Below are 23,921 nucleotides of genomic sequence, written 5' to 3' on the forward strand. Positions count from 1 at the left end.
GTCGCGCCTTCCCGCTGACCCTGCCCCCGGACTCCGCGGGAAGGACAGGGAAATGGCATCCGCCGTCGAGATCGACGCCATGCGGCGAGCGCTGCAGCTCGCCCGGCGCGGCCCGCGCGGGCTGAACCCGCAGGTCGGTGCCGTCATCCTCTCCCCCACCGGAGACGTCCTCGCCGAGGGCTTCCACCGCGGCGCGGGTACCGCGCACGCCGAGGTCGACGCCCTGTCGCAGCTGGCACCGGATGCCGCGCGCGGCGGCACCGCCGTCGTCACCCTCGAGCCGTGCAACCACACCGGCCGCACGGGTCCCTGCGCCCAAGCGCTCATCGATGCCGGGGTGGCGCGAGTGGTCTACGCCCTCGACGACCCCACCGCTGCCGCCGCCGGTGGCGCCGACCGCCTCCGCAGCGCGGGGATCGACGTGCAGAACGGGGTCGGGGCCGACGCCGCCGAGGAGCTGATCCGCGACTGGGTCGCCCTGCAGCGCACCGGCCGCCCGCACGTCACCGTCAAGTGGGCGCAGAGCCTCGACGGACGAGCCGCCGCCGACGACGGCACGAGCCAGTGGATCACGGGTCCTGCCGCACGTCGCGACGTGCACGTCCGCCGCGCCCACGCCGACGCGATCGTCGCGGGTACCGGCACCGTCCGTGCCGACGATCCCGCTCTCACCGCCCGCGCCGAAGACGGCTCCTTGCGCGAGACCCAGCCGACTCCGGTGATCATCGGCGAGAGCGAGACCGCTCCGGATGCCGCGGTGCGCCGCCATCCACGCCAGCCGCTCTTCTACGCGACCCACGACCTGCCCGCCGTTCTCACCGATCTCGCCGAGCAGGGCATGCAACGAGTGTTCGTCGAGGGCGGCCCGACGCTGGCGAGCGCGTTCGTGCGCGACGGGCTCGCCGACGAGCTGCTCGTCTACATCGCCCCGGTCCTGCTCGGCGGGTCTCGCCTCGCCGTCGGGGATGTGGGCGTCTCGACGATCGGCGAGGCGCAGCGGCTGGCCGTGGCATCCATCGAGAACCTCGGCGACGATCTGCTGATCGTCGCGCGTCCCACGCCCGCACACGACGACGCTCCCCCGCACGTGTCGCCGGAACCGTCCGGCGCAGGAGACGAGATCGCCCCCGCAGAACCCGCCCGCGCGACCGCGCGCGAGAACGAAGGAGACGCCTGATGTTCACCGGAATCGTCGAAGAGATCGGCGCCGTCACCGCCGTCGAGCCGTCCGGCGACGGCGTGCGACTCACGCTGCGAGCCCCCCTGTCGGTGTCGGATGCCGGGCACGGCGACTCGATCTCGGTCAGCGGGGTGTGCCTCACCGTCGTCGACCAGGGCGACGACTGGTTCACCGCCGACGTCATGAAGCAGACCCTCGACATGTCGACCCTCGTCGACGTGGCACCGGGCCGCGCCGTCAACCTCGAACGGGCGACGGCCGCGCACGGACGTCTGGGCGGACACATCGTGCAGGGACACATCGACGGCACCGGGATCGTGCGCGAGGTGCGCCCCGGTGCCCAGTGGAGCGTCGTGCGGATCGGCATCCCGACGCACCTGGCACCCCTCGTCGTCGACAAGGGCTCGATCGCGATCGACGGCGTCTCGCTCACCGTCAGCGCGGTCAGCGACGCCCCCGACCCGCAGCCGTGGCTCGAGGTGTCGTTGATCCCCGAGACCCTCGCGGCGACCACGCTCGGCGGGGCGGAGGCCGGAACCCCCGTCAACCTCGAGACCGACATCCTGGCGCGGCATGTGCAACGCATGCTCGCCTTCCGCACGACCGCCGGCGCGTCCGGCAGCGACGAGACCGAGAGGGGCTCCGAATGAGCCTGTCCACCATCCCCGAGGCCCTGGACGCCCTGCGTCAGGGGCGGCCCATCCTGGTCGCCGACGACGAGAACCGCGAGAACGAGGGCGATGTCATCATCTCGGCCCAGCTCGCCACCCCCGAATGGCTCGCCTGGACGGTCCGCTGGTCGAGCGGATACGTCTGCGCGCCCATGCCCGGCGAGTGGGCCGACCGCCTCGACCTGCCCCCCATGGTCGAGGTGAACCAGGACGCCCGCGGCACCGCCTACACGGTGAGCGTCGACGCGGCATCCGGTGTCACCACGGGCATCAGCGCCGCCGACCGCTCCCGCACCCTCAACGTACTGGCCGACCCCGAATCGGCGCCGACGAGCCTCATCCGTCCGGGACACGTGCTGCCGCTCCGCGCCGTCGACGGAGGCGTACGCGAGCGCGCGGGGCACACCGAGGCCGCCGTCGACCTCATGCGGCTCGCGGGCCTCGAACCGGTCGGCGCGATCGCCGAGGTCGTGGCCGACGACGGCAGCATGATGCGTCTGCCCGGACTCTTCGAACTCGGTGAGCGCGACGGCATCCCGGTCATCACGATCGAGCAGCTCGTCGCCTACCTGAACGAGACCGACCCGCTCCCCGCGGCCACCCCCGCGCGTCGGCGGGTCAGCCTGCGGGCCGAGTCGAACGTCCCCACCTCGCACGGGACGTTCCGTTTCCTCGCGTACAAAGACCGCGTGACCGGTACCGACCACCTCGCCGTCGTCTCGGGCGACCTCACGGAGTCCGCGCCGCTCGTGCGGGTGCACTCCGAGTGCCTGACCGGTGAGGCTTTCGGGTCGCTGAAGTGCGAATGCGGACCCCAGCTGGAGGCCGCGCTCGACACGATCGACCGCGACGGCGGCATCGTGATCTACATGCGCGGGCACGAGGGCCGCGGCATCGGGCTGATCAACAAGCTGCGCGCCTACAACCTGCAGGAGCGGGGCCTGGACACCGTGGATGCCAACCTGGCCCTCGGCCTGCCCGCGGACGCCCGCGACTACGCCGCCGCGGCCGGCATCCTCGCCGACCTCGGAGTCGATAAGGTGCGACTGCTGACGAACAACACCGACAAGGTCGCGCAGCTGCGCGGCTTCGGTCTCGACGTCGTCGAGCAGGTGCCCCTGCTCGTGGGTGTCGGCCCGAACAACCACCAATACCTCGAGACGAAGCGTGACCGCATGGGCCACATCATCGGCGAGGACGACCTGCGCGACGCCCTCGCGCACGCGAAGGAAGAGAGCGCCTGATGGCCGGCAGTGGAGCACCCGAGACCGGCGGCGTCGACGCCTCCGGCCTGAACGTCGTCGTCATCGCCGGCACCTGGCACGACGTCATCACCGACGGCCTGATCGCGGGCGCCCGGCGGATCCTGGATGCCACGGGAGCCACGTACCGTGTCGTCCGGGTTCCGGGCTCATTCGAGCTGCCGGTCGCCGCGCGTGCCGCGTTCGACGGCGGGGCGGATGCCGTCGTCGCCCTCGGCGTGATCATCCGGGGTGGGACGCCGCACTTCGAATTCGTCTCGTCGGCGGCGACCGACGGCCTGACGCGTGTCGCCCTCGACGCGGGCAAGCCCGTCGGCTTCGGCGTGCTGACGCTCGACGACGAGCAGCAGGGCCTCGACCGCGCCGGACTCGAGGGCTCGAAGGAGGACAAGGGCGAGGAGGCCGCCGACGCGGCGATCCGCACCGCCCTGGTGCTGCGGGAATTGCGCGGCTGACGCGGACACCGGCGCGGGAACCCGCGAGACTGAGGCCCGCCTTGCTGGCGACGCAGGCCGCGGCATCCCTACCCTGACGGGTATGGAGATCCTGCGTGACGTCGTCGTCCTCGTGCACCTCGTCGGCTTCGCCGTGCTCTTCGGCGCCTGGACCGTCGAGGCGGTGGCCCGACGCGTACGCGTGACGCCGCTGATGAACAACGCCCTGGGCATCTCGTTGCTGACCGGCCTCATCCTGTCGGCGCCGTGGGGCCTCGACCACGGCCTCAACTACGTCAAGATCGGCGTCAAGCTGGTCGTCCTGCTCGTGATCGGCGCGCTGATCGGCATCGGCTCGGCGCGCCAGAAGCGCACGGGCTCGCTCTCGCCGGCCTTGTTCTGGCCGGTCGGTATCCTCGCGCTCCTGAACGCCGGCCTCGCGGTCATCTGGCGCTGATCACCGCTCCCTCGTGAGGGCGCCCTCTCGGCAGCACCCGGCGTACGCTCAGCGCACGCATAGACTGGAGGGTCTAGACGCCCCTCACCCGGGGACGTCGCCGGTGCTCCCGCCGTGCGCTCCCTCACTCCCACCCCTGTGATCGCTGCGCCCCACCGCTGCGCCCCATCCCGGACGCGAACGAAGAACCTTCCCGTCAGGCAGTCATGACCACGTCATCCCCCTCCACCCGCTCCACCGCCGCACCGGCCAACCCGCGCTCGCGTGTCATCACCGCGAGCCTCGTCGGAACGACGATCGAGTTCTACGACTTCTACGCGTACGCCACCGCCGCAGTCCTCGTCTTCCCGGTGCTCTTCTTCCCCACCGGCAACGAGACGACCTCGTTGCTGCTGTCGTTCAGCGTCTTCGGCGCCGCGATGGTCGCGCGCCCCCTCGGCGCCGTCGTGTTCGGCCACTTCGGCGACCGATTCGGCCGAAAGGCCACGCTCGTGGCATCCCTTCTCGTGATGGGTGTCGCGACCTTCCTCATCGGATGCCTCCCGACCTTCAACGAGATCGGCGTCTGGGCGGCCGTCCTGCTGCTGATCATGCGCCTGGCGCAGGGCTTCGCCCTCGGCGGTGAATGGTCGGGCGCCGCGCTCGTCGCCACCGAGAACGCCCCGAAGGGCAAGCGCGCCCTGTTCGGCACGTTCCCGCAGCTGGGCGCCCCGATCGGCTTCATCATCGCCAACACGGTCTTCCTCGTGATCAACTTCGCACTGCCGCACCCCGACGGCACGGCCCAGCGATCCGAGGAGTTCCTCACCTGGGGTTGGCGCGTCCCGTTCCTGTTCTCTGCCGTCATGGTCATCGTCGGCCTGTACGTGCGCCTCAAGCTCGTCGAGAGCACGTCGTTCTCGAAGGCCGAGAAGAGCGGCGCGATCCGCAAGTTCCCGCTCGGCGAGGTCGTTCGCCGCAACGGCAAGCAGCTGGTGCTCGGCACGTTCATCATGCTCGCGACCTACGTGCTGTTCTACCTGATGACGAGCTTCACCCTGTCGTACGGCACCAAGCCCACCGTCGAAGCCGCCGCCGCGGCCGCCGAGAAGGCCGGCACCCCGTTCGATGCGGCCGCCTATGTGCCGGGCCTGGGCTTCGGCTACACCGACTTCGTGATCATGCAGATCATCGGCGTGGTGTTCTTCGGCGTCTTCACGATGCTGTCGGGCCCCGTGGCCGACGCCATCGGGCGCAAGCGTCTGCTCATCGGGGTGACGATCGCGATCATCGTGTTCGGCCTGACCTTCTCGGTGTTCCTGCTGCCGCACGCCGACCCGAAGTTCACCGGCGCGCTCGTGCAGGCCTTCCTCGTGTTCGGGTTCCTGCTGATGGGCACGACCTTCGGACCGATGGGCGCGGTGCTGCCCGAACTGTTCCCCACGAACACGCGATACACCGGCTCGGCCATCTCGTACAACGTCTCGTCGATCCTCGGAGCGGCCCTCGCCCCGATCGTCGCCGTCGCGCTCTGGGCCGCCGGAGACGGCAACCCGTGGTTGGTCGGCGTGTACCTGTCGGGGATGGGCGTGCTGACCCTCATCGCCGTCCTGCTCTCGCCCGAGACGAAGGACGTCGACTACGACGACAACATCGCCGCCGGAGCGACCGCGCCGTAACGCGTTCTGTTCGAACGACAGATGCCACGGGGCCTGCGCCTCGTGGCATCCGTCGTTCCCCGACGCGGTGTGCCGACACGCAGCGGTACACAACGCAGGAGACGTGCCGCGGCGCCGCCGCGAGACCGCCGAGCCGGACGTCTTGTCCGAGAGAACTCCTGCGTTGTGCACAGGCGGGGACGGATCGGGCCTGCGGAGTTGCGGGCGGGCACCGATCGGCCCTGCGGAGTTGCGGGCGGGGGCCGATCGGCCCTGCGGAGCGACGGGCGGGGACGGATCGGGCCTGCGGAGTCGCGGGCGGGGACGGCGGCCCGCCCATAGCCGCGAGAGGTACGGTCGAAGGACCCCCATTTCCTTCTCCGAGGTGAGCATGTCCGTTCCCGCTCCCGCGCGCGGTCGGCGCGGCCGCCGCGTGCCCGAGGGCCCGCGCGCGTCGTTCCGGCAGCTGCTGCCCTTCCTGCTCGAGCACAAGCGCACGCTCGTCGTCGTCGCGGTCTTGAGCATCCTCGGCGCAGGTGCGACGCTCGTGCAGCCGCTTCTCGTCGGCCAGGTGATCACGCGCGTGCAACAGTCCGTGCCGCTCGGCGCGCTGGTGTGGCTGCTCGTGGGCTTCGTCGTGCTGTCGTCGCTCATCTCGGGGTACCAGCACTACCTGCTCCAGCGCACCGGCACCGCCGTCGTCTACTCGAGCCGCCGGCGGCTCATCGCGCGGATCCTGCGCCTGCCCATCAGCGAGTTCGACGCGCGCCGCACCGGCGACCTCGTCTCACGCGTGGGCACCGACACCACGCTGCTGTACGCCGTGCTGACGCAGGGACTCGCGGATGCCGTGGGCAACGCGCTCATCCTCGTCGGCGCGGTCATCGCGATGGCGTTCATCGATCCCCTCCTGCTCGGCCTGATCGTGGTCGTCATCGGGGCGTCGCTGGCAACCGTCGTCGTGCTCAGCACCCGCATCCGCTCAGCCTCCGCCGCGCAACAGGAGAAGGTCGGCGAACTGTCGGCCGGCGTCGAGCGCGCCGTCGGTTCCATCCGCACCATCCGCGCCGCGGGAGCCACCGCACGCGAGACAGACTCGGTCACCGAGACCGCGACCGCGGCCTACAACGCGGGCGTGCGCATCGCCAAGGTGTCGGCGCTCATCGTGCCGGTCGCAGGGATCGCGTTGCAGGTGTCACTGCTCGTGGTGCTCGGCGTCGGCGGGTTCCGCGTGGCATCCGGAGCCATCGACGTCGCCGCCCTCGTCACCTTCGTCATCTTCCTGTTCCTGCTGGTGCAGCCGCTCGCATCGGCGATCGGCGCGATCACGTCGGTCAATCAGGCGTTGGGGGCGCTCGGACGCATCCAGGAGGTGCTCGACCTGCCCCTCGAAGACGAGGGAGACCTGCCGGGCACGTCCACAGCGGTTGCGGATGCCGCGGCGATCGCGTTCCGCGACGTGCGCTTCCGCTACCCCGACCACGTCGTGAAGGCGCGCGAGGCCGCCGCCGCGGAGGCGCGGTCGGTGTTGGCGGACGTCCATCTCGACTCCGCCGAGCCGCCCACCGAGACCGATCGCGAGGTGCTGCGCGGAGTGTCGTTCATTGTGCCGCGGGGGTCGCGTGTCGCGCTCGTGGGACCGTCCGGGGCGGGGAAGAGCACGATCCTCTCGCTCGTCGAGCGCTTCTACGACCCCACGGACGGGGCGATCCTCATCGACGGCATCGACGCGCGCGAGCTCCCCCGCGACGAGCTGCGCGCCCGATTCGGCTACGTCGAGCAGGACGCCCCCACCCTCGCCGGGACGATCGCCGACAATCTGCGCCTCGCCTCGCCTGCGGCATCCGATGCCGACTGCGAGCGCGTGCTGCGCGCGGTGAACCTCGGCGACGTCCTCGAGCGCAACCCGCTCGGCGTCGACGCACCCGTCGGAGAAGACGGAGTCATGCTCTCGGGCGGCGAGCGTCAGCGTCTCGCGATCGCGCGGGCGCTGCTGGCCGCTCCCCCGGTGCTGCTTCTCGACGAATCGACGTCGTCACTCGACGGCGTGAACGAGCAGCGCATGCGCGAGGCCATCGATGCCGTCGCGACCGACCGCACGCTCCTCGTCATCGCCCACCGCCTGTCGACCGTCGTCGACAGCGACCTCATCGTCGTCCTGCAAGACGGTCGGGTCGTCGGCCAGGGCACGCACAGCGAGCTCGTGGCATCCACTCCCCTCTACCGCGATCTGGCGAAGCATCAGCTGCTGGTGTGACCTCGGGCGGGTAGCGGCGGCGCCGCGTGGTGCGGCCCTCGCGCTCGCGGTGGGGGTGGTCGCGGTGGGCGGCGCGAGAAACGCTATAGGCTGGGAGAAACGCCCCGACGACGCGTTTCTTCCGGCGAGGAGCGTTTCTCACTCAACTCGACGGGGTGGCTGCGGCGGCCGGCGTAGCTGACGCATCCACCCGCCGCGGTGCTGGCGTGGGTCGATAAGGCGGCGCGAGAAACGCTATCGGCTGGAGGAAACGCCCCGACGACGCGTTTCTTCCAGCGAGGAGCGTTTCTCACGCAACCCGACGGGGTGGCTGCGGCGGCCGGCGTACCACCCGGCCGGACGCGGACAGAACGACGCCCCTCCTGCGCGCCAAGAACGGGAGGGGCGTCGAGTCCGACACTCGCCCCACCGCGCGAAACGGCGGGCGGGGCGAGAGCAGGGGGTCGGCTCAGGACCGCTGGAGGCGGTACCGCAGCGCAGCGAGCTCCGCGCGCAGAGCCGCCGGCAGGTGCGAGCCGAACGTGTCGTAGAACTCCTCGGTCATGTCGGCCTCGGCCAGCCACGAGTGGGCGTCGACCGAGAAGAGCTCGGCGAGGTCGGCGGCCGGGAGGTCGAGCCCCGTGAGGTCGAGGTCTTCGATCTTCGGCAGACGGCCGATGGGGCTGTCGACCGCCTCGACCTGGCCGTCGACACGGCGGATGATCCAGTCGATGACGCGGGCGTTGTCGCCGAATCCGGGCCAGAGGAAGCGGCCGTCGTCGCCCTTGCGGAACCAGTTGACCTGGAAGATGCGCGGAGCCCGGTCGAAACGGAGCTTCTGGCCGACCTTCAGCCAGTGGCCGAAGTAGTCGCCCATGTTGTAGCCGCAGAAAGGCAGCATCGCGAAGGGGTCGCGGCGGAGTTCGCCGACCGTCCCCTCCTGAGCGGCCGTCTTCTCCGACGACACCGTCGAACCGATGAAGACGCCGTGCGACCAGTCGGTGGCCTCGACGACGAGCGGCACGTTCGTCGCGCGACGACCGCCGAACAGGATGACGTCGAGCGGCACACCCTGGGGGGCCTCCCAGTCCGCGGCGATCTGCGGGCACTGGGCGGCGCCGACGGTGAACCGCGAGTTGGGGTGGGCGGCGGGACGACCCGACGCGGGCGTCCACGGGTTGCCCTCCCAGTCGGTGAGGTGCGGGGGCGCCTCGTCGGTGAGGCCCTCCCACCACACGTCGCCGTCGGGGCGCAGCGCCACGTTGGTGAAGATCGTGTTGCCCCACAGGGTCTCGATCGCGGTGACGTTGGTCGACTCGCCCGTCCCGGGTGCGACGCCGAAGAAGCCGGCCTCGGGGTTGATCGCCCACAGGCGTCCGTCTTCACCGGGGCGGATCCAGGTGATGTCGTCGCCGAGGGTCTCGACGCGCCAGCCGGGAATGGTGGGGCGCAGCATCGCGAGGTTGGTCTTGCCGCAGGCCGAGGGGAACGCGGCGGCCACGTGGTACGCCTTGCCCTTCGGGTCGATCACGCGGATGAGCAGCATGTGCTCGGCGAGCCAGCCCTCGTCGCGGCCGATGACCGAGGCGATGCGCAGTGCGAAGCACTTCTTGGCCAGGATGGCGTTACCGCCGTAGCCCGAGCCGAACGACCACACCTCGAGGGTGTCGGGGAAATGCACGATGTACTTCTCGTCGTTGCACGGCCACGTGACGTCGGCCTCACCCGGCGCGAGCGGAGCACCGACCGAGTGGACGGTCTTGACCCACGGGGCACCCTTCGCGACCTGCTCGAGCACCGCCGTGCCGACGCGGGTCATGACACCGATGGATGCCACCGCGTAGGCGCTGTCGGTGATCTGCACGCCGATGTGACTCAGGGGGCCGCCGACCGCGCCCATCGAGAAGGGGACGACGTACATGGTGCGTCCGCGCATCGAGCCCTCGAAGACACCGTTCAGCGTCTCGCGGATCTCGGCCGGGGCGATCCAGTTGTTCGTGGGGCCGGCGTCCTCTTCGCTCTCGGAGGCGATGTAGGTGCGCGACTCGAGGCGAGCGACGTCGCCGGGGTGCGAGCGGGCCAGGTACGAACCGGGCCGCCACTCGGGGTTGAGCTTGATGAGCTTGCCCTCGTCGACCATGTCGCGCAGCAGCGCGTCGTTCTCGGCGGGCGAGCCGTCGACCCAGTGGATGCGGTCGGGCTGCGTGAGGGCGGCGACCTGGTCGACCCACGCGGTCAGCGCGGAGAGACCCGGGCCCTCGAGAGCCGGACGGATGCCGTGACCGGGACGCGCGGCGCGAGCAGCGGCGGCAGCGGGCGCAGCGTTGGGGGAGCTGGAGCTGGAGCTGGAGCTGAAGATGTCGGCGAGAGCCATGTCGTTCTCCTCGGTTGAGAGCAAACTCGGTGTCGTTCCTCCATATTGCGGCCCTCACAACCACACTTTCAGTGGTATCCAGCTGTAAGAAATGGGTTTCTTTCGATATGGTCAAGGAATGGCGTCGTCGTTCGAACTCACCACCCTGGGTCACCGCATCCGTCATCACCGTCTGGCCCGCGGACTGACGCTCGATGAGCTGGGAGCGCTCGTCGGCGTGGCCGGCAGCCAACTGAGCCTCATCGAGAACGGTAAGCGGGAGCCGAAGCTCTCGCTCCTGCAGGAGATCGCGCGCGCGACCGAGACCGAAGTCACCGAGCTGCTCTCGAGCGAGCCGCCGAACCGCCGCGCGGCGTTGGAGATCGAGCTCGATCGGGCGCAGGGCAGCCCGTTCTTCCGACAGCTCGGCATCCCCCCGGTCAAGGTGAGCAAAGGCACCAGCGACGACACCATCGAGGCCGTGCTGGGCCTGCACCGGGAGCTGCAGCGTCGCGAGCGCGCGACCATCGCGAGCCCCGAAGAGGCGCGCCGCGCCAACACCGAGCTGCGCCTGCGCATGCGCGAGACGGCGAATCATCTGCCCGAGATCGAGAGCCTCGCCGAGAAGCAGCTCAAAGCGGCGGGACACGCGACCGGAGCCCTGACCCACCGCACGGTCAGCATCATGGCCGAGCAGCTCGGGTTCGAGCTCATCTACGTCAACGACCTGCCGCATTCGGCGCGCTCGGTCACCGACCTCGAGCACGGTCGCATCTATCTGCCCCCGGCATCCATCCCCGGCGGGCACGGCCTGCGCTCGATGGCCCTGCAGGCGATGGCCCATCGTCTGCTGGGTCACCGCCCGCCCACTGACTACGCCGACTTCCTGCAACAGCGCCTCGAGATCAACTACTACGCCGCGTGCTGCCTCATGCCCGAGACCAGCTCCGTGGCCTTCCTGGCCCAGGCGAAGAAGGATCGCAACCTCGCCGTCGAGGACTTCCGCGATGCGTTCGGGGTGACCCACGAAGCCGCGGCGATGCGCATGACCAACCTCATGACGACCCACCTGGGCGTGCATCTGCACTTCCTCCGGGTCGACGGCGACGGCGCCATCTCGCGCGTGTACGAGAACGACGGACTGCCGTTGCCGACCGATGTCACGGGGTCGGTCGAGGGGCAGGTCGTGTGCAAGAAGTTCTCGGCGCGCGCCGCCTTCGCCGAGCACAACCGCACGACCGAGCACTACCAGTACACCGACACCCCCGCCGGCACCTTCTGGTGCTCCTCGCAGACGGGAACCACCAGCGACGGCGACTTCTCGATCACCGTGGGCGTTCCCTTCGACGACGCGCGGTGGTTCCGCGGGCGCGAGACGTCGAAGCGCGGGGTGTCGCACTGCCCCGACGAGTCGTGCTGCCGACGCCCCGACACCGAGGCCGCGGAACGCTGGCAGGGCAAGGCGTGGCCGAGTGCCCGCGTGCACCGGTACATGTTCTCGCCTCTCCCGCGCGGGATGTTCCCGGGCGTCGACGATGCGGAGGTCTTCGCGTTCCTCGATCGGCACGCCGACGGCTGAGGCGGGGCGGATCGGGGCTGCACAACTCCTGCAGAACCGGCGAGAGCGCTCCGCGCAGGCCGCCGGACCGGCGAATCCCCAGGAGTCACGCGTCGCCGCCGGCTCACGGCACCTGGTCCGCTGCCCCGCAGGGCCGGGGCCGCACACGTCCTGCAGAACGCCCTCCCCGGGCGCCGGGAGCCGCCGCCCGGTCGAGGACGCAGGAGTTCCGCTCAGCAGGACGACGGATGCCACGACCCCGACGCTCCGGAGAGCGTCGGGGTCGTGGCATCCGGTGTCTCAGGCGTAGGGGTTCGCCGTCAGGGTGTACTTCGTCTGCAGGTACTCGTGGATGCCCTCGTCGCCGCCCTCGCGGCCGAGGCCCGACTGCTTCCAGCCGCCGAAAGGCGCCGCGGCGTTGGAGACCACCCCGACGTTGAGGCCCATCATCCCGGTTTCGAGACGGTCGATCATGCGCTGTCCGCGCGCGAACGACTCGGTGAAGACGTAGGAGACGAGACCGTACTCGGTGTCGTTCGCGAGGCGGACCGCGTCGTCTTCGTCGTCGAAGGGGACGATGGCGAGCACGGGTCCGAAGATCTCCTCGCGCAGGATGTCGCTGCCCGGCTGCACGTCGGCGACGACGGTCGGCTCGAAGAAGGTGCCGGGGCCGTCGACCGGTGCACCACCGGTCGTGACGGTGGCGCCGCGCTCGACGGCGTCGCCGACGAGCGTCTTGGCCTTGTCGACCGCGCGGTCGTCGATGAGGGGTCCGATCTGCACGCCCTCCTCGGTGCCGCGGCCGACCTTCATGGCCCGCACGCGCTCGGTGACACGGTTCGTGAAGTCCTCGACGATGCCGCGCTGCACCAGGAAGCGGTTGGCCGCGGTACAGGCCTGGCCGATGTTGCGGAACTTCGCGAGCATGGCACCCTCGACGGCCTTGTCGAGGTCGGCATCCTCGAACACCACGAAGGGGGCGTTGCCGCCGAGCTCCATCGACGTGCGGAGCACGCCCGGCGCCGCCTGCTGCAGCAGTTTCACGCCGACCGGGGTGGAGCCGGTGAACGACAGCTTGCGCAGGCGCGGGTCGGAGATGATGCGCTCCGACACCGGCCCGGTATCGGTCGTGGTGACGACGTTGACGACACCGGCGGGGACGCCGGCGTCCTGCAGGATCTGGGCGAAGAACAGCGTCGTGAGGGGGGTGAGGGTGGCGGGCTTGATCACGACCGTGCAACCGGCGGCGAGCGCGGGGGCGATCTTGCGGGTGGCCATGGCGAGGGGGAAGTTCCACGGGGTGATGAGGTAGCAGGGCCCCACCGGGTGATGCGAGACGATCATGCGACCGGTGCCCTCGGGGTTCGCGCCGTAGCGGCCCTGCGTGTGCGCGGTGACCTCGCTGAACCAGCGGAGGAACTCGCCGCCGTACGCGACCTCGCCGCGCGCCTCGGCGAGGGGCTTGCCCATCTCGAGCGTCATCAGCAGGGCGACGTCTTCCTTGCGCTCCTGCAGCAGGTCGAAGGCGCGGCGGAGGATCTCGGCACGCTCACGCGCCGGGGTGGCCGCCCACGACGGGAACGCCTCGGCCGCGGCATCCATCGCCGCGACGCCGTCGTCGACCGTGGCATCGGCGATCTCGTGGATGACGTCACCCGTGGCGGGGTCGTTCACGGCGACGGTCCTGCCGCCGGTCGCCTGGCGCCACTCGCCGTTGATCAAGAGGCCGGTGGGTACGGATGCCAGCAGCTCGCTCTCGCGCGGATCGGTCATGGGTCCTCCTGGATCGGGGCGGGGTTCCCGCCAATTCTCGTCAGCCCGCGCCGTGGGGCCGATATACGTGGCGTACAAAGCGGATGCCGGTGTCGCCGCCGTGGACGCTCCTGGCAGGAGTCGTCGGTGGCGCGCCGGCCGCGAGAAACGGCATCCGCGGGGCGAAACGCCTCGCCGACGCGTTTCTTCGCGTGAGGGGCGTTTATGGGCGCGACGCGACCGCGGCCGGCATCGCCACCACCCCGGCGAAGAACCGCTCCAGCTCGTCGGGGGCGGTGAGCGGCAGCACGTGCGCCACGTACTGATCGGGACGCACGACCACGACGGCACCCTCGGCGCCGATGCCGCGTTCGGCGAAGACGTCGGCCGTCGTCCAAGCCGAGGGGGCTGCGGCGAACACCTTCTCGAGGTCGGTCAGGCCGAGCGGCCCCGAGCGCGGACGGAACAGCGCCGGCACACCGACGACGTCCTCCCACCGGCCGGGGAACACCGCCTTCACGTCGAACACCGCGTCGGGGTCGGCGCCCTCGGGCGTGAACCGCTCCACGATGTCTTGCGCGGCCCCGGCCCACTCGCGCAGCGCCGAGCCTTCGGCATCCGCGAACGCGTAGATCCGCCAGCGCCCGTCGGCTTTCGCGTGATGGCCGAGGTGCACGGCGTTGCCGTCGCACACCCGCACGACCTCGACGCTGTGGAAGCGTTTGCCGACGGGGAATCCGGATGCCAGCTCCTGGGCCGGCGCCTCGGCGGTGATCGACGAGGGGGCGTACTGCGTCATGAAGCCCGAGGGGAACTCGGCCGTGGCCAGGTAGTAGGTCGACAGCTCCGCGGGATCGGTGATCTCGCCGGGCTTGCGCGCCATGAGCGACGACCACTCGCGGTCGAAGTCGATGAGTTGCTGGGCGACGGGCCGGCGCTCCCGGTCGTACGTGCGCAGCAGCTCCGCCGACGCAAGGCCGGTGAGCACGTGGCCCAGCTTCCAGCCGAGATTGAAGCCGTCCTGCATCGAGACGTTCATGCCCTGCCCCGCTTTGGCGCTGTGCGTGTGGCAGGCGTCACCGGTGAGGAAGACGCGCGGGTGGTCGAGGTCGTCGACGAACTGGTCGGTGACCCGGTGACCCACCTCGTACACGCTGTGCCACGCGACCTGTTTCACGTCGATGGAGTACGGGTGAAGGATCTCGTTCGCCCGACGGATCACCTCGTCGATCGGGGTCTGCCGCACGCGGTGGTTGTCGCCCTCGGCGACCTCGCCGAGGTCGATGTACATGCGGCTGAGGTAGCCGCCCTCGCGCGGGATGTGCAGGATGTTCCCGGCGGCGGCGTTGATCGCGCACTTGATCCGCCAATCGGGGAAGTCGGTCTCGACGAGCACGTCCATGACGCCCCACGCGTGGCGCGCGGCAGCCCCCACGTGCGTGCGGCCGATCGCCTGGCGCACGCCGCTGCGTGCGCCGTCGCACCCGGCGACGTACTTCGCACGGATCGTCCGCTGACCCTCGGCCGTGCGCACACGGACCTCGACGTCGTCGGCGCCCACCTCGAGGCCCACGAACTCCACACCGTAGTCGGGCACGATGCGCGCGGGGCCGTGGGCCGCGGCCTCGGCGAAGTAGTCGAGCACCCGCGCCTGGTTGACGATGAGGTGCGGGAACTCGCTGATCTTGTAGCCGTAGTCCTCGGTGCGGGTGGTGCGCACGATCCGTTCGGGGTTCTCGGGGTCGGGGGCCCAGAAGTTCATCCACCCGATGTTGTACGCCTCGGCGGTGATGCGGTCGGCGAAACCGAACGCCTGGAAGGTCTCGACGCTGCGGGGTTGGATGCCGTCGGCCTGGCCGAGGGCGAGACGCCCCTCGCGCTTCTCGATGAGACGGGTCGTGAGGTGCGGGAACTGCGACAGCTGCGCCGCGAGAAGCATCCCGGCGGGACCCGAGCCGACGATGAGCACGTCGACCTCGTCGGGGAGTCGGTCAGGACGATCGACACCCGTGCCGGCGGCGTTCTGCACGCGCGGGTCGCCCGAGACGTAGCCGTGGTGGTGGAACTGCATCGATTCTCCTGACGTCGATGTCGGGGGCATCGCGACCTCGCGATGCTTGCGGGCAGATCCGCCTGTGTTCTATATTCGAACACAGTATTCTGCTAACGAACGAGAGAGTAGCCCGATCCATGCCCGCACGGCAAGACTCCTCCCCCGCCTCGCAGACGCTGAGTCGCGGCATCCGCCTGCTCGAAGAGCTCGCCGACGCCCGGATCCCCCTGACCATCGACGAACTGGCGGCCCGCGTCGAACTGCACCGCTCCGTCGCCTACCGGCTCCTGCGCACTCTCGAGGACCACGGCCTGGTGACCCGGGATGCCGCGGGCGCGGTGCGCCTGGGAACGGGCCTGGCAGTCCTCGCCGCGGGAGTCGCCGCCGACCTGCAGGCCGAGGCGCTTCCCGAACTCACCGCCGCGGCGAACGACCTCGGCATGACCTGCTTCCTCGTCGTCCTCGACCACGACGAGTGCGTCACCCTCGCCAGCGTCGAGCCCCGCCACGCGGTCACCGCCGTCGCGCAACGCCCGGGGTCGCGGCATCCGGTCACCCGGGGCGCACCCGGCCGAGCGATCCTCGCGCAGCTCCCCCCGCGGCGCTGGCCCGACGGTGTCGACGCGCGCCTGGCGTCCGAGGTGGCGGACGCCGCCGAACGGGGGTGGGCGCGCAGTCATGACGAGGTGATCCCGACGCTCCGCGCGGTCGCGGTCCCCCTCGCGGTGAAGGGTCGGGAGCCCGCCGCGATCGCCGCCGTGCACGTGGCGACCGACCTCGACGACGCGGAGATCGCCGCGCGGCTCGAGGCGGCGGCATCCGCGATCCTCGAGGGTCTCTGACCACAGCGGGCCGCGAGGCGGTACCCGGCGGCGCCAGGGCTCACGCCACCGGAGACGCCGGGGGCCGAGGGGCGGGGCGGGCCGGACTCCGGAGAAATCGGCGGGACCGTCCCGGCAGGGCCGAACGGGACGGAGAAGTCCGGAGTTCGGCGCACCGCCACCGATTCCCCCTCCCCTCGACGCGGCAGATCGTATATGATCACTCCCGTCAGGCGCACGGGGTCGTGCGTCGCTGCTCGAAAAAAGGGCACGTAGCGCGAGAACCGCGCGAGACACACACGGCTCATTCCCGTTCCTGTTTCGCGAAAGGCTTCGCATGCCCATCGTCTCCGCGCACGTCGCCCACACCCTCGGCCGCCACATCGACCACGTGTTCGGGGTGATGGGCAACGGCAACGCCCATTTCCTCGACGTGGTGCACCGAGAGACCGACGTCACCTTCACCGCGATGCGTCACGAGGCCGGCGGAGTGGTCGCCGCCGACGCGCACTACCGCGCGTCGGGACGCATCGCCGCCGCCACCGCGACATACGGCGCCGGTTTCACCAACACCCTCACCGCCCTCGCCGAAGCAGCTCAGGCCCGCATCCCCCTGCTGCTGGTCGTGGGAGACGAGCCCACCTCGGGCCCCCGGCCGTGGGGCGTCGACCAGGTCGCCCTCGCCTCGGCGGTCGGCGTGCGCACGTACACGGTCGGCGATCGGGATGCCGCGGCCACCGTCCTCATCGCGCTCGAGCACGCCCTGACCTACCGCGTGCCGGTCGTGCTCGCCATCCCCTACGACGTCGTGACACGCGAGGCGGGTCCGCTCACGGATGCCGGGACCGTGACGCTGCCCGCTCCACTCGCCCCGCGGGGACCCGCGGCGGAGGCGACCCTGGACCGCATCGCCGACACCCTCGCCGGCGCCGCGCGTCCGTTCCTGCTCGCCGGCCGCGGCGCGTGGCTCGCCGGCGCGGGCTCGGCGCTCGGGCGTCTCGCCGAAGCGACCGGTGCGATCACGGCATCCACCGCCCTCGGTCGCGGGATCTTCCCCGACACCGCCCACGACCTCGGCGTCACGGGGGGCTTCGGCGCCGAGGGCGCCATGGGTCTCGTGCGCGAGGCCGATGTCGCTGTCGTCTTCGGCGCGGGTCTCAACCAGTTCACGATGCGTTTCGGCGAGCTCTTCGCCCCGGGCACACAGGTCTTCCAGATCGACGTCACCCCCACCGCCACGCACGCACAGGTGGGCGGGTTCGTACGGGCGGATGCCGCGCTCGCGGCCGAGGCCCTCGTTTCGCGCCTGCACTCCCATGGCGCGGTGTCTTCGGGGTGGCGTGACCGCGTCGAGGTGGCCCCTCTGCGCGAACAGGAGCCCGGCCACGGTCTCGCCCCCGACGGCCGCCTCGACCCCCGCTCAGCCGCCTCGCGCATCGCCGAACTGCTGCCCGAAGACCGCGTCGTCGTCTCCGACGGCGGCCATTTCCTCGGCTGGTCGAACATGTACTGGCCGGTCGCCTCACCCGATCGCGTCATGATGGTCGGCACCGCCTACCAGTCGATCGGCCTCGGCTTCCCCTCGGTCGCTGGAGCCATCGCCGCCCGCCCCGAATCGACCGTCGTGCTCACCACCGGCGACGGCGGGGGGCTCATGGCGATCGCCGACCTCGAGAGCGCGGTGCGCTCGGCGCGGGGCCACGGCATCGCGGTGGTGTGGAACGACGCCGCCTACGGCGCCGAGATCAACCTGTACGGCCTCAAGGGCCTCGCTCGCGAGCCGATGCTGATCCCCGAGGTCGACTTCGCCGCCGTCGCGCGCGGCTTCGGCGCCGAGGGCGTCGTCGTGCGCGAGGTGGCCGATCTCGAGGCCCTGGCGGAGTGGACGCGACGCGATCCCGAGGAGCGTTCGTTCCTGCTGCTCGATCTGCGCATCAGCGGCGACGTCATCGCGCCGTACCAGCGCGAGATCATCAAGGTGAACGCGTAAGCGCGGTCGGTCCCACCGCCGCCGCGACAGCTGTGGCGATCGCCGTGAACAGCCGCGCGCGACCCTCGATGTCCCACTGCGCCGCGGGATCGCGACCGTCGACGTTGCCCAGGACGTCGTCGCACCGCGCGTGGTGCCAGCGCGTCATCCGCTCGTTCGCCGCAGATGGTCGACCCCGCGCACGTGGAGCGACAACGCAAGACAGATAACGCCGGCCAGAGAAGGCACGGTTGCCCCAGATGGTCAGGTTCGAGAGGGACCGACCGACCATGTGAGGCGAATAACGCCGAGGGGCAGGCGACGCGTCACAGTGAGGAGCGGGATTCTCTCCACAGATCGCGGATGCCGTACCGACGCGCGGCTCCCAAGGTGCGATGTTTCGGGGGTGAGAGCTGCATCCCTGCCCGCCGATCTGCCCGAGTCCTTCTCCGTCGGTGCGGCGTTGCAGCTCGGCGTGTCGCGGCGACGACTCCGGGCTGCCGACCTCTCCTCTCCCTTCTCCGGCGTACGGACACGCTCTGCCCCGCCGGACGATGCGTTCGAGGCATCCGTTCGGCGTCGATCGGCCGAGTACGCCGCGCGGATGCGGGAGTGCGAGTTCCTCTGCCTGGTCGCCGCGGTGGTGGCGTGGGGCGCGCCGCTCCCCTCGTCGGTTTTTCGCATCCGCGACGGATCGAACCGGCTCGTCGAGCGCCCCCTCGACGTCGGTGTGCTCCTGCCCTCGCGCGCGAGCAGGGCCCGCGGAGTGCGCGGGACCTCGATCGCGGCGGGGATGGGCGGCGTCCGCACGGAACCCGTGAGCGGCCTGCGAGCAACGAGCCCGGCCACGACGTGGGCGATGATGGGCACCCTGCTGCAGCGGGACGACCTGGTCGCCCACGGCGACGCGTTCGTGCGCGAGCCGATGCGCTCGGGTGACCCACCGGCGCTCGCGACGACCGCCGAGCTCACGGCAGCCCTCGAGGCGGGGCGCCGCCGGGGTGCGGTCACGCTGCGCGAGGCACTGTCCCTGGTACGCACACGCTCGCGGTCGAGGAAGGAAACCGAGACGCGGTTGGTGCTGATGGCTGCGGGGCTTCCCGAGCCGTCGTTGAACTGGCCGGTGGTCGTGGAGGGAAGGGTGGTGGCGCTGATCGATCTGGCCTATCCGGAGCGCAAGGTGGGCTTCGAGTACGAGGGCGAGCAGCACCTCACGGACCCGCGACAGTGGGCGCGCGACATCCGGCGCAACGAGATGCTCGCCGACCTCGGGTGGCGCATCATCCGCGTCACCGCCTCTGACCTCGCCGAGCACCGGGTGCAGTTCGTGGAGAGGGCGCGCGCCGCGGTCACCGCGCGATCCCGCGCCCGCTAGCATCCTGCCGCGCAGCCGCTGCGTCGGCGGCAGCCCGCAGCTGACCGAGCCGCGGCATCCGCTCACTTGCCTCGCATGGCCGCGCCACGCCCCACGGGCGACCACCCCAGGCAAACCAACCGACGGCCACACGTCCCGTTGCCGCTGATGGTCAGCAACACCGGGCATGACCGACCATCCCCGGCGAACCAACCGACGACCCCGCGCCCCGTTGCCTCAGAGGATCGCCAGCGCCGGGCTTTGCGACCCTCTCGGGCACACGTATCTCGCCGCACCACGACGCCCGCGCACGCAGTCTCGAGCTCGGGTGACGGCTCGGGTGACGGCTCCGATGCCCGCCCCGCTCACGCTGACGGCCCCGCCACGCCGAAGCGCGACGGGGCCGCTCCCCCGCACGTCAGACCCGAGACAACCCGCGGATCGGGCTGACCTCCTGCTCGGCCTCGTGGTCGGGGCCGAGGGGGATGCCGCTTCGGTCGCGCAGGAGCAGTGTCGCGACGAGTCCGAGCACGGCCATGATCGCGAGGTACACCGTCACCGACACGGTCGTTCCGGTCAGATCCACCAGCGCCGTGGCGATCGTGGGGGCGAACGCACCACCGCAGATCGCGCCGATGGCGTACGAGATCGAGACGCCGGAGAAGCGGATGGATGCCGGGAAGAGCTCGGCGTACAGCGCCGCCTGCGGGCCGTAGGTCAGGCCGAGTCCGACCGTCAGCAGCATCAGCCCGAGCGTGAGAAGCGCGAGGCTGCCCGAGTTCACCAGCGGGAACAGGGCGATGATCGCCACGAGCAACGCTATCCACCCGATGATGTAGGTGTTGCGACGCCCGATCCTGTCGCCCAGCCAGCCGCCGATCCAGGTGAAAACGAACCACGACACCGCCGACAGGGTCACCGCGCCGAGCACGTCGGCGGTGGCGAGCCCCAGCGGGCCGTCGGGGTTGGTCGCGTACCGCTGGATGTAGCCACCGGTGGTCATGTAGCCCACGGCGTTGTTGCCGGCGAACACGAACGCGGCGATGATCACGAGCAGCGCGTGCTTGCGGAACAGCTGCACGATCGGCATGCGGGTCTGCTCCTTGCGTTCGGCGATCTCGACGAACACCGGGCTCTCCTCCACCTTCCGGCGCACGTAGTAGCCGATCAGGATGAGCACGAACGACAACAGGAACGGCACGCGCCAGCCCCACGCGAGGAACGCGTCGCCGGGGGCGATGAGTGCCATGAGCGCGAGCATGCCGCTCGCGAGCAGCAAACCGAGGGGAACGCCGAGTTGCGGCGACGCGCCGAACAGGCTGCGCTTGGCCTTGGGGGCGTGCTCGACGGCCATGAGCACCGCGCCGCCCCACTCGCCACCGGCCGAGATGCCCTGCAGCACGCGCAGCAGGATCAGCAGCGCGGGAGCGGCGACGCCGATCACCTCGTACGTCGGCAGGACGCCGATGAGGGTGGTCGAAGCTCCCATGAGGATGAGCGTCAGCATCAGCACGACCCGGCGGCCGTACTTGTCGCCGAGGTGGCCCGCGAGGAAGGCGCCGAGCGGGCGGAACAGGAAGCTCAGACCCACGGTCAGGAACGACAGGATCTGCGCGATACCGGGACCGGCGGGTGCGAAGAACAACTGCCCGAACACCAGCCCTGCGGCCGAGGCGTAGAGGAAGAAGTCGTACCACTCGACGGTGGTGCCGACAACGGTGGCGAAGACCACGCGGCGGCGGTCCGTCGATGTGGAGATGGTGCCGGTGGGCGTGAATCCCGGCGGTTGCGAGCGAGACATGGGGACTCCTTCGAGACGTCGTCGTCATGAACCCCGGACGTCGTCGTCGGTGACGAGGCGCGTGTTGCTGGGGCGTTGGTCATCGTATACGATTTCAGATACGACGCAAGGGAGCTTCCATGACCGACCGCACCGACCCCCGGTTCACCGTCCTCGACGGGCGCCCGGGCAAGATCGTGGCCGTCCACCTCTCGTACGCCTCGCGCGCCGACCAGAGGGGCCGACGCCCCGCGGCCCCGTCCTACTTCTTCAAGCCGTCGAGCTCACTCGCCCCCTCGGACGCCGAGATCGTCCGCCCGGCCGGCACCGAACTCCTGGCGTTCGAGGGCGAGATCGCGTTGATCATCGGCGAGCCCGCACGGTGGGTGACTCCGGATGCCGCGTGGAGCCACGTGGCATCCCTCACCGCCGCGAACGACTTCGGCCTGTACGACCTGCGCGCGAACGACAAGGGCTCCAACGTGCGGTCGAAGGGCGGCGACGGCTACACGCCGCTCGGTCCGGGACTCATCGACGCCCGCGCGGTCGACCCCACGGCCCTGCGCCTGCGCGCCTGGGTCGACGGCGACCTCGTGCAGGACGACACCACCGCAGGCCTCATCTTCCCGCTCGCGCAGATCATCGCCGACCTGTCGCAGCACTTCACCCTCGAGACCGGCGATGTCATCCTCACCGGCACCCCCGCGGGCTCGTCGGTGGTCGTTCCCGGTCAGACCGTCGAGGTGCAGGTGGATGCCGGGGCGCACTCGACCGGCCGGCTCCGCACCACGGTGGTGCAGGGTTCGCGGAGCTTCGACGCCGGGCTCGGCTCGCTCCCCGCGGTCGACGACACCCAGCGCACCGAGGCGTGGGGCTCGCCCGAGGCCGCGGCCGCCGGAGCCCTGGCGAGGACAGGGGATCACCCCGGAACAGGGCACCCCGACGCGGATCGTCCTGTTCTCGCCGGATCCCCTGTCCTTGCGCCGCACGCCGCCCGACCCTCCCTCACCCCCGAGCTGCGCGAGAAGCTGTCGCGCGTCCCCGTCGCCGCCCTCAGCGGACAGCTCCGCAAACGCGGCTTGAACGACGTCACGATCGACGGCGTCCGCGCCCTCACGCCCGGCAGCCGCTTCGTCGGCACGGCCCGGACCCTCCGCTTCCTCCCCCACCGCGAAGACCTCTTCGCGAGCCGCGGCGGCGGTCAGAACGCGCAGAAGCGCGCGTTCGACGCGGTCGGCGAGGGCGAGGTCATCGTCATCGAGGCCCGCGGCGAGACCGGATCGGGCACGCTCGGCGACATCCTCGCCGTCCGCGCCCACGCGCGGGGAGCGGCCGCGATCGTCACCGACGGCGGCGTCCGCGACGCCGAGGCGGTGGCCGCGGTCGGCATCCCCGTCTTCACCGCCGGGCCGCACCCGGCGGTGCTCGGTCGCCGGCACGTCCCCTGGGAGACCGACGTGGCCGTCGGCTGCGGCGGCACGACCGTCGAACCCGGCGACATCCTCGTCGGCGACGGCGACGGCGTCATCGTCGTCCCTCCCGCGATCGCCGAGGAGGTGGTAGATGCCGCTCTCGCGCAAGAAGAGGAGGACGCCTGGATCGCCGGGCAGGTGGCATCCGGTCATCCCCTCGACGGACTCTTCCCGATGAACACCGACTGGCGCGCCCGTTACGAGAGCGAAAGGAACGCCTGATGGATGCCACGACCCCCGCGACCTCCCGCAGCAAGTCGCAACAGGCCTATCACTGGGTCAAGGAACGCATCGCGTCGCAGGAGTTCACCCCCGGCTACCGCCTCGTGCTCGGCACGATCGCGGGCGAGCTCGACATGAGCGTCGTGCCGGTACGCGAGGCCATCCGACAGCTGGAGGCCGAGGGCCTGGTGATGTTCGAGCGCAACGTCGGCGCGCGCGTCTCGATGGTCGACGACACCGCCTACCGCTTCAGCATGCAGGCGCTCAGCCTGCTCGAGGGGGCGGCGACCGCGCTCTCCGCACGTGCCCTCACCGCGAACGACGTGCGCCGCGCGCGCGAGATCAACGAGTTGATGGTCGAGACCCTCGAACACTTCGACCCGCGGGCGTTCACCGCACTGAACCAGGAGTTCCACGCCATCCTGTTCGCCAAGTGCGCCAATCCGCGCATGCTCGAACTCGTGCAGGCCGAGTGGGCGCGCCTCGGGCACCTGCGCGACTCCACCTTCAGCTTCGTACCGGGCCGCGCTGCGGAGTCGGTGCGCGAGCACGAGAACATCCTCGTGCTCATCGAGAACGCAGCGCCCCTCGCCGAGATCGAGAAGGTCTCGCGGCGCCACCGTTCGGCCACCCTCGACGCCTACATGATCCACGAGCACCCCGACGAAGTCCTCGGCCTCCCCGCTTTCTGATCTCCGGATGCCGTCCAC

18 protein-coding genes are annotated in these 23,921 nt (G+C 70.7%); 13 read left to right on the forward strand and 5 right to left on the reverse strand.

Annotated elements, in window-relative coordinates:
- Positions 1–52 precede the first annotated feature (52 nt).
- From ribD to FHS07_RS02560, 7 genes are all read left to right on the forward strand, one after another.
- Positions 53–1,177, forward strand: a complete 1,125-nt coding sequence (gene ribD / locus FHS07_RS02530; RefSeq protein WP_183418331.1) for a bifunctional diaminohydroxyphosphoribosylaminopyrimidine deaminase/5-amino-6-(5-phosphoribosylamino)uracil reductase RibD — start codon at positions 53–55, stop codon at positions 1,175–1,177.
- Positions 1,177–1,830 (forward strand): riboflavin synthase, encoded by a 654-nt coding sequence (locus FHS07_RS02535; RefSeq protein ID WP_183418332.1) that lies wholly within the window; start codon positions 1,177–1,179, stop codon positions 1,828–1,830. The genes ribD and FHS07_RS02535 overlap by 1 nt, the downstream gene beginning before the upstream one ends.
- The gene (gene ribA, locus FHS07_RS02540; protein ID WP_183418333.1) at positions 1,827–3,095 is read left to right on the forward strand and encodes a GTP cyclohydrolase II; all 1,269 of its coding nucleotides are present in this window, start codon (positions 1,827–1,829) and stop codon (positions 3,093–3,095) included. Before FHS07_RS02535 ends, ribA begins: the two co-directional genes overlap by 4 nt.
- Positions 3,095–3,568: a 6,7-dimethyl-8-ribityllumazine synthase gene (gene ribH, locus FHS07_RS02545; protein WP_183418334.1), complete on the forward strand. Its 474-nt coding sequence runs from the start codon at positions 3,095–3,097 to the stop codon at positions 3,566–3,568. The genes ribA and ribH overlap by 1 nt, the downstream gene beginning before the upstream one ends.
- 82 nt (positions 3,569–3,650) lie before the next feature.
- Positions 3,651–4,004: a Fe-S protein gene (locus tag FHS07_RS02550; RefSeq protein ID WP_183418335.1), complete on the forward strand. Its 354-nt coding sequence runs from the start codon at positions 3,651–3,653 to the stop codon at positions 4,002–4,004.
- Between the two features lie 206 nt (positions 4,005–4,210).
- Complete coding sequence (locus FHS07_RS02555) at positions 4,211–5,662, forward strand: MFS transporter (protein ID WP_183418336.1); 1,452 nt, start codon at positions 4,211–4,213, stop codon at positions 5,660–5,662.
- A gap of 370 nt (positions 5,663–6,032) precedes the next feature.
- Complete coding sequence (locus tag FHS07_RS02560) at positions 6,033–7,898, forward strand: ABC transporter ATP-binding protein (protein ID WP_183418337.1); 1,866 nt, start codon at positions 6,033–6,035, stop codon at positions 7,896–7,898.
- Between the two features lie 448 nt (positions 7,899–8,346).
- On the opposite strand, the gene FHS07_RS02565 is transcribed toward FHS07_RS02560, so the two are convergent.
- A complete protein-coding gene (locus FHS07_RS02565; RefSeq protein WP_183418338.1) occupies positions 8,347–10,251 on the reverse strand; it encodes a phosphoenolpyruvate carboxykinase (GTP) in 1,905 nt (634 codons plus the stop codon).
- 118 nt (positions 10,252–10,369) lie between these two features.
- Between FHS07_RS02565 and FHS07_RS02570 the strand changes: the two genes are divergently transcribed.
- The gene (locus tag FHS07_RS02570) at positions 10,370–11,809 is read left to right on the forward strand and encodes an XRE family transcriptional regulator (protein ID WP_183418339.1); all 1,440 of its coding nucleotides are present in this window, start codon (positions 10,370–10,372) and stop codon (positions 11,807–11,809) included.
- Between the two features lie 279 nt (positions 11,810–12,088).
- On the opposite strand, the gene FHS07_RS02575 is transcribed toward FHS07_RS02570, so the two are convergent.
- Both FHS07_RS02575 and FHS07_RS02580 read right to left on the reverse strand, forming a co-directional pair.
- The gene (locus tag FHS07_RS02575) at positions 12,089–13,561 is read right to left on the reverse strand and encodes an NAD-dependent succinate-semialdehyde dehydrogenase (RefSeq protein ID WP_183418340.1); all 1,473 of its coding nucleotides are present in this window, start codon (positions 13,559–13,561) and stop codon (positions 12,089–12,091) included.
- Between the two features lie 202 nt (positions 13,562–13,763).
- Positions 13,764–15,611: an FAD-dependent monooxygenase gene (locus FHS07_RS02580; RefSeq protein ID WP_183418341.1), complete on the reverse strand. Its 1,848-nt coding sequence runs from the start codon at positions 15,609–15,611 to the stop codon at positions 13,764–13,766.
- Positions 15,612–15,730: 119 nt separating this feature from the next.
- On the opposite strand from FHS07_RS02580, the gene FHS07_RS02585 reads away from it, so the two are divergent.
- Together FHS07_RS02585 and FHS07_RS02590 are read left to right on the forward strand one after the other, a co-directional pair.
- Positions 15,731–16,435, forward strand: a complete 705-nt coding sequence (locus FHS07_RS02585) for an IclR family transcriptional regulator (protein WP_183418342.1) — start codon at positions 15,731–15,733, stop codon at positions 16,433–16,435.
- A gap of 316 nt (positions 16,436–16,751) precedes the next feature.
- Positions 16,752–18,404 (forward strand): thiamine pyrophosphate-binding protein, encoded by a 1,653-nt coding sequence (locus tag FHS07_RS02590; RefSeq protein WP_183418343.1) that lies wholly within the window; start codon positions 16,752–16,754, stop codon positions 18,402–18,404.
- On the opposite strand, the gene FHS07_RS02595 is transcribed toward FHS07_RS02590, so the two are convergent.
- Positions 18,388–18,552 (reverse strand): hypothetical protein, encoded by a 165-nt coding sequence (locus tag FHS07_RS02595; RefSeq protein ID WP_183418344.1) that lies wholly within the window; start codon positions 18,550–18,552, stop codon positions 18,388–18,390. The genes FHS07_RS02590 and FHS07_RS02595 overlap by 17 nt on opposite strands.
- Positions 18,553–18,789: 237 nt before the next feature.
- On the opposite strand from FHS07_RS02595, the gene FHS07_RS02600 reads away from it, so the two are divergent.
- Entirely contained in the window at positions 18,790–19,758 is a 969-nt protein-coding gene (locus FHS07_RS02600) for a hypothetical protein (protein ID WP_183418345.1), read from the forward strand.
- 397 nt (positions 19,759–20,155) lie between these two features.
- Here the strand turns inward: FHS07_RS02600 and FHS07_RS02605 are convergent, their stop codons facing one another.
- The gene (locus FHS07_RS02605; protein ID WP_183418346.1) at positions 20,156–21,538 is read right to left on the reverse strand and encodes an MFS transporter; all 1,383 of its coding nucleotides are present in this window, start codon (positions 21,536–21,538) and stop codon (positions 20,156–20,158) included.
- Positions 21,539–21,657: 119 nt separating this feature from the next.
- Here FHS07_RS02605 and FHS07_RS02610 point away from each other — a divergent pair, with 119 nt between their 5' ends.
- Together FHS07_RS02610 and FHS07_RS02615 are read left to right on the forward strand one after the other, a co-directional pair.
- Entirely contained in the window at positions 21,658–23,211 is a 1,554-nt protein-coding gene (locus FHS07_RS02610) for a fumarylacetoacetate hydrolase family protein (protein WP_183418347.1), read from the forward strand.
- Positions 23,211–23,903, forward strand: coding sequence for a GntR family transcriptional regulator (locus tag FHS07_RS02615; protein WP_183418348.1), 693 nt, complete (start codon positions 23,211–23,213; stop codon positions 23,901–23,903). The genes FHS07_RS02610 and FHS07_RS02615 overlap by 1 nt, the downstream gene beginning before the upstream one ends.
- The last annotated feature ends 18 nt before the right edge of the window (positions 23,904–23,921 follow it).

The organism is Microbacterium proteolyticum, from assembly GCF_014192415.1.
Taxonomy (GTDB): Bacteria; Actinomycetota; Actinomycetes; order Actinomycetales; family Microbacteriaceae; genus Microbacterium; species Microbacterium proteolyticum.

Excerpts from the sequence above, each read along its gene's own strand:
- FHS07_RS02565 (WP_183418338.1), bottom strand. The coding sequence starts at position 10,251 with ATGGCTCTCGCCGACATCTTCAGCTCCAGCTCCAGCTCCAGCTCCCCC.
- FHS07_RS02595 (WP_183418344.1), bottom strand. The coding sequence starts at position 18,552 with ATGACGCGCTGGCACCACGCGCGGTGCGACGACGTCCTGGGCAACGTC.
- FHS07_RS02590 (WP_183418343.1), top strand. The coding sequence starts at position 16,752 with ATGCCCATCGTCTCCGCGCACGTCGCCCACACCCTCGGCCGCCACATC.
- FHS07_RS02615 (WP_183418348.1), top strand. The coding sequence starts at position 23,211 with ATGGATGCCACGACCCCCGCGACCTCCCGCAGCAAGTCGCAACAGGCC.
- FHS07_RS02550 (WP_183418335.1), top strand. The coding sequence starts at position 3,651 with ATGGAGATCCTGCGTGACGTCGTCGTCCTCGTGCACCTCGTCGGCTTC.
- ribA (WP_183418333.1), top strand. The coding sequence starts at position 1,827 with ATGAGCCTGTCCACCATCCCCGAGGCCCTGGACGCCCTGCGTCAGGGG.
- FHS07_RS02605 (WP_183418346.1), bottom strand. The coding sequence starts at position 21,538 with ATGTCTCGCTCGCAACCGCCGGGATTCACGCCCACCGGCACCATCTCC.
- FHS07_RS02555 (WP_183418336.1), top strand. The coding sequence starts at position 4,211 with ATGACCACGTCATCCCCCTCCACCCGCTCCACCGCCGCACCGGCCAAC.
- ribH (WP_183418334.1), top strand. The coding sequence starts at position 3,095 with ATGGCCGGCAGTGGAGCACCCGAGACCGGCGGCGTCGACGCCTCCGGC.
- FHS07_RS02575 (WP_183418340.1), bottom strand. The coding sequence starts at position 13,561 with ATGACCGATCCGCGCGAGAGCGAGCTGCTGGCATCCGTACCCACCGGC.
- FHS07_RS02560 (WP_183418337.1), top strand. The coding sequence starts at position 6,033 with ATGTCCGTTCCCGCTCCCGCGCGCGGTCGGCGCGGCCGCCGCGTGCCC.
- FHS07_RS02585 (WP_183418342.1), top strand. The coding sequence starts at position 15,731 with ATGCCCGCACGGCAAGACTCCTCCCCCGCCTCGCAGACGCTGAGTCGC.
- FHS07_RS02535 (WP_183418332.1), top strand. The coding sequence starts at position 1,177 with ATGTTCACCGGAATCGTCGAAGAGATCGGCGCCGTCACCGCCGTCGAG.
- ribD (WP_183418331.1), top strand. The coding sequence starts at position 53 with ATGGCATCCGCCGTCGAGATCGACGCCATGCGGCGAGCGCTGCAGCTC.
- FHS07_RS02580 (WP_183418341.1), bottom strand. The coding sequence starts at position 15,611 with ATGCAGTTCCACCACCACGGCTACGTCTCGGGCGACCCGCGCGTGCAG.
- FHS07_RS02610 (WP_183418347.1), top strand. The coding sequence starts at position 21,658 with ATGACCGACCGCACCGACCCCCGGTTCACCGTCCTCGACGGGCGCCCG.
- FHS07_RS02570 (WP_183418339.1), top strand. The coding sequence starts at position 10,370 with ATGGCGTCGTCGTTCGAACTCACCACCCTGGGTCACCGCATCCGTCAT.